Origin of the sequence: Roseateles toxinivorans (genome assembly GCF_004362525.1) — a bacterium.
Taxonomy (GTDB): domain Bacteria; phylum Pseudomonadota; class Gammaproteobacteria; order Burkholderiales; family Burkholderiaceae_C; genus Paucibacter; species Paucibacter toxinivorans.
Window position 1 is genome coordinate 1 of sequence record NZ_SNXS01000021.1, and the last position, 2,423, is coordinate 2,423.

General features: G+C 67.0%; 3 protein-coding genes. All 3 read left to right on the plus strand.

All coding sequences use genetic code 11. The annotated features are described in order from the left end of the window. Positions 1 to 78: 78 nt before the first annotated feature. The 3 genes from tnpA (at position 79) to tnpC (ending at position 2,378) form a co-directional block, all read left to right on the plus strand. Complete coding sequence (gene tnpA / locus DES47_RS28515; RefSeq protein WP_133704188.1) at positions 79 to 429, plus strand: IS66-like element accessory protein TnpA; 351 nt, start codon at positions 79 to 81, stop codon at positions 427 to 429. Continuing rightward, complete coding sequence (tnpB, locus tag DES47_RS28520; RefSeq protein WP_133704189.1) at positions 405 to 755, plus strand: IS66 family insertion sequence element accessory protein TnpB; 351 nt, start codon at positions 405 to 407, stop codon at positions 753 to 755. Before tnpA ends, tnpB begins: the two co-directional genes overlap by 25 nt. A 63-nt stretch (positions 756 to 818) precedes the next feature. Beyond that, the gene (tnpC, locus tag DES47_RS28525; RefSeq protein WP_133704190.1) at positions 819 to 2,378 is read left to right on the plus strand and encodes an IS66 family transposase; all 1,560 of its coding nucleotides are present in this window, start codon (positions 819 to 821) and stop codon (positions 2,376 to 2,378) included. Positions 2,379 to 2,423 lie beyond the last annotated feature (45 nt).

The following is a 2,423-nucleotide window of genomic DNA, read 5'->3' on the forward strand; positions in this document are numbered from 1 at the left end:
GTATCCGTCCGGCCAAGTCATCTTGAAGTCGCCAAGCGGAACCGTAAGGATCGTGTCCACTTAACTTAGGTGGACACGATGCCAAGCGAGAAGATGGACAGGCGGCGGCAATACAGCTCGGCGATGAAAGCGCAGGTGGTGGCCGAGTGCGGCGAGCCCGGGGCGTCGGTGGCCCAGGTGGCAATGGCTCACGGCATCAATGCCAATGTCGTGCACCGTTGGCGGCAATTGGCTCGTGAGGGCAAGGGCGCAACGCCCGCCAAGACAGGCGAGTTCATCGCGTTGCCGCTTGCCGTGCCGGTAGGGTCTACAGCGGCGCCAGCGGAGATCCGCGTGGAGCTGCGCCGCGGCTCGGTCACGATGAACATCGCCTGGCCGGCCAGCGCGGCGGCGGAGTTCGCTGTGTGGACTCGCGAGTTGCTGCGTTGATCCGGGTGGATGCGATCTGGCTGGCTTGCGAGCCGCTGGACATGCGCTGCGGCACCGAGACGGCGCTGGGTCGCGTGGTCAAGGTATTCGGTGAAGCGCGGCCGCACCACGCCTACCTGTTCGCCAATCGGCGGGCCAACCGCATGAAGGCGCTGGTGCACGACGGCATCGGCGTGTGGCTGGCGGCCAGGCGGCTGAGCGCCGGCCGCTTCGTCTGGCCCCAAGACGGCAGCACGCTGGCGCTGACGCGGCCACAGCTGGACGCGCTGGTGCTGGGCCTACCCTGGCAGCGCATCGGCGAGGCGGGTGTGATCACCTCGCTCTGAGCCGTCCATTGCTGACTGTGCTGATGGCGCGCTGCCGCGCGCGCTGGCAGCATCACGGCCGTGATGGACAGCAACCACGTCATCGACCCAGCCTTCGCGGGCATGAGCTTCGCCCAGGTGTGCGCACTGGCCCTGCAGCAGCAGGCCCAGATCAAGCACATCAGCGCCGTCAACGCCAAGATGGCGCACGAGATGGCCGTACTCAAGCGGTTGAAGTTTGCCGCGACATCGGAGCGCTTCAGCGTCGAGCAGAAGAGCCTGCTGGAAGAGGCCATCGACGAGGACCTGGCGGCGCTGGGCCGAGAGATCAGCAAGCTCAGGCAGCCTGCCAAGGCCCCTGGCGAGAAGCGCACGCCCAAGCGCCAGACGCTGCCGGCCAACCTGCCTCGGCGAGAGATCCACCACGAACCCGAGAGCAGCGCCTGCGCGACGCCGGGCTGCGGCTGCCAGATGCGGCGCATCGGCGAGGACGTGTCCGAGAAGCTCGACTACGAGCCGGGCCGCTTCAGCGTGGAGCGCCATGTGCGGGGCAAGTGGGCCTGCGCCAAGTGCCAGACGCTGGTCCAGGCTCCCGTGCCGGCCTGCGTGATCGACAAGGGCATCGCCACGGCCGGCCTGATGGCGCATGTGGTGGTGGCCAAGTACATCGACCACCAGCCGCTGTACCGCCAGGAGGGCATCCTCGGCCGCGCTGGCTTCGCCGTGCCGCGCTCGACACAGGCCGAATGGATCGGTGCCATCGGTGTGGAACTAGCCCCGTTGGTGCAGGCCATGCGTGAGGACCTGCTGAGCCGCCGCGTGCTGCACGCAGACGAGACGCCGGTGGCCATGCTCAAGCCGGCAGGCAAGAGCGACGGCAAGACCCACCGGGCCTACCTGTGGAGCTACTGCACCACGTCCTGGGACGACATCAACGCAGTGGTCTTCGACTTCGCCGAGAGCCGGGCCGGGCACAACGCGCGCCGCTTCCTGGGAATCACAGAAGACGGCACAGGCGGTTGGCGCGGCTCGCTGATCTGCGACGACTACGCTGGCTACAAGCAGATCATGAACGCCGGCGTGACCGAGGCCGGCTGCCTGGCCCACGCCCGGCGCAAGTTCCACGAGCTGTGGGCTAACCACAGCAGCACGCTGGCCGAGCAAGCGCTGAAGTTGTTTGGCGCCCTCTACGACATTGAGCGCGAGGCAAAGGATCTGGCTCACGACGAGCGACTGCAGATCCGGCAGCACAAGTCCAGGCCGGCGGCCGACTTGCTGTATGCCTGGCTGCTGGCCAACCGCCAGAAGGTGCCCGACGGCACCGCAACAGCCAAGGCCATCGACTACAGCCTCAAGCGCTGGGCCGCGCTGACGCGCTTCATTGGCGACGGCAACTTGGCGGCGGACAACAACCGCATCGAGAACCTGATCCGGCCCATTGCGCTGGGCAGGAAAAACTGGCTATTCGCCGGCAGCTTGCGCGCTGGCCAACGAGCTGCGGTCATCATGAGCCTACTGCACACCGCCCGGCTCAACGGGCATGAGCCCTACGCGTATCTCAAGGACGTGCTGGAGCGCCTGCCTACGCAGCCCGCGTCAGCGCTGGCCGAACTGCTGCCGTATCGTTGGAAGCCGTCGGTCTGAACTGCACGTCGTCCCGCGTCAAGATGACTTGGCCGGACGGATACG

Excerpts from the sequence above, each read along its gene's own strand:
- tnpA (WP_133704188.1), top strand. The coding sequence starts at position 79 with ATGCCAAGCGAGAAGATGGACAGGCGGCGGCAATACAGCTCGGCGATG.
- tnpC (WP_133704190.1), top strand. The coding sequence starts at position 819 with ATGGACAGCAACCACGTCATCGACCCAGCCTTCGCGGGCATGAGCTTC.